2 protein-coding genes are annotated in these 1,948 nt (G+C 63.0%); both read right to left on the bottom strand.

The features are described 5' to 3' along the window. Nucleotides 1-84 precede the first annotated feature (84 nt). Nucleotides 85-897 carry a carbohydrate ABC transporter permease gene (locus AC1DOC_RS31645; protein ID WP_018907388.1) on the bottom strand — a complete coding sequence of 271 codons (813 nt, stop codon included), beginning with the start codon at nucleotides 895-897 and terminating at the stop codon, nucleotides 85-87. Between the two features lie 219 nt (nucleotides 898-1,116). Continuing rightward, on the bottom strand, nucleotides 1,117-1,947 hold the full coding sequence (locus AC1DOC_RS31640) for a carbohydrate ABC transporter permease (protein WP_478131335.1): 831 nt from the start codon (nucleotides 1,945-1,947) through the stop codon (nucleotides 1,117-1,119). Between the last annotated feature and the right edge of the window lies 1 nt (nucleotide 1,948).

Genomic DNA, 1,948 nt, shown 5'->3' with positions numbered 1-1,948 from the left:
GACCAGCATGAGCGCGATGCAGATGAAGAAAACGGCCACCGGGGTGGTCCAGACCATCCAATCGAACATGTTTCCGCCCTCCTCCTAGACCCGACCCATCGCAAAGCCTTTTGCGATGTAGTGACGCACGAACCAGATCACGATCGCACCCGGCACGATGGTGAGCACGCCCGCGGCGGCCAGCGTGGCCCAGTCCATGCCGGAGGCGCTCACGGTGCGGGTCATGGTCGCGACGATGGGCTTGGCGTTCACGCTGGTGAGCGTGCGCGCAAGCAGCAGCTCGACCCAGCTGAACATGAAGCAGAAGAACGCCGCCACGCCCACGCCGGCCTTGATGAGCGGCAGGAAGATCTTCACGAAGAAGCGCGGGAACGAGTAGCCGTCGATGTAGGCCGTCTCGTCGATCTCGCGCGGAATRCCGCTCATGAAGCCTTCGAGAATCCACACCGCCAGCGGCACGTTGAACAGCAGGTGCGCGAGCGCCACGCCCAGGTGGGTGTCCATCAGGCCGACGGTGCTGTAGAGCTGGAAGAACGGCAGCAGGAACACCGCGGGCGGGGTCATGCGGTTGGTCAGCAGCCAGAAGAAGACGTGCTTGTCGCCGAGGAACGAATAGCGCGAGAACGCGTACGCCGCCGGCAGCGCCACGGTGAGCGAGATCACGGTGTTGATGGCCACGTAGATCAGGCTGTTGATGTAGCCCGAGTACCACGACTCGTCGGTGAAGATGCGCGCGTAGTTGGCCCAGGTGAGCTCGTGCGGAAAGAACGAGAAGCTGGAGACGATTTCCTCGTTCGTCTTGAAGCTCATGTTGACCATCCAGTAGATGGGCAGCAGCGCGAACAGGATGTACAGCACCAGGAAGATGCTGCGTTTGCGGAATCTCTTATCGTTCATGTCGGTTGCTCCATTTGTTTTTGTTCTTGTTGCTGTTGTTCTTGGCGCTGCCGTTCAGGGCTGGTGTATCGCTGATCAACGACCACTCCGCATCACGCTCCCGCCGATGGGGTGCCTTGCGCAGCGAAATCAAGGAGGAGGCCGCAGGCCGGGGGACATTCGCTTCGCCGCGTACCCCGTCGGCGGGTGCGCGCCCTGAATAGGAGGACCAGGAACAAGTCATTTCTCGACCTCCACTTCCTGCGTCCCCACCCGCTGCATCCAGTTGTAGAGCACGAAGCAGAACAACAGGATGATCAGGAAATAGATCAGCGAGAAGGCAGCCGCCGGCCCCAGGTCGAACTGCCCCACGGCTTTCTGCGTGAGGTACTGGCTCAGGAAGGTGGTGGCGTTGCCCGGCCCGCCGCCCGTCAGGACGAAGGGCTCGGTGTAGATCATGAAGCTGTCCATGAAGCGCAGCAGCACCGCGATCATCAGCACGCCGCGCATCTTCGGCAGCTGGATGTAGCGGAACACCGCGAACTTGCTCGCGCCGTCGATGCGCGCGGCCTGGTAGTAGGCGTCGGGAATCGAGCGCAGGCCGGCAAAGCACAGCAGCGCCACCAGCGGCGTCCAGTGCCACACGTCCATCACCAGCACCGTGAGCCACGCGTCCGCCGCGCTGCCTGTGTAGTTGTAGTCGATGCCCAGCTTCTGCAGCGCATGGCCCAGCAGGCCGATGTCGGCGCGGCCGTAGATCTGCCAGATRGTGCCGACCACGTTCCAGGGGATCAGCAGCGACAGCGCCACCACCACCAGCACCGCCGAAGACTTCCAGCCCTTGGCCGGCATCGACAGCGCCAGGCAGATGCCCAGCGGAATCTCCACCAGCAGCACCGACAGCGAAAAGCCCAGCTGGCGCCACAGCGCCTGGTGCAGCTCGTCGTCGCGCATCACCGAGGCGAACCACTCGGTGCCGACGAACACGCGCCGGTCGGGCGAGATGATGTCCTGCACCGAATAGTTGACCACCGTCATCAGCGGCACGATGGCCGAGAAGGCCACGCAGATC

It is taken from the genome of Variovorax sp. 01T439_2 (assembly GCF_056398445.1).
This window is presented reverse-complemented; position numbering and strand designations above follow the sequence as displayed.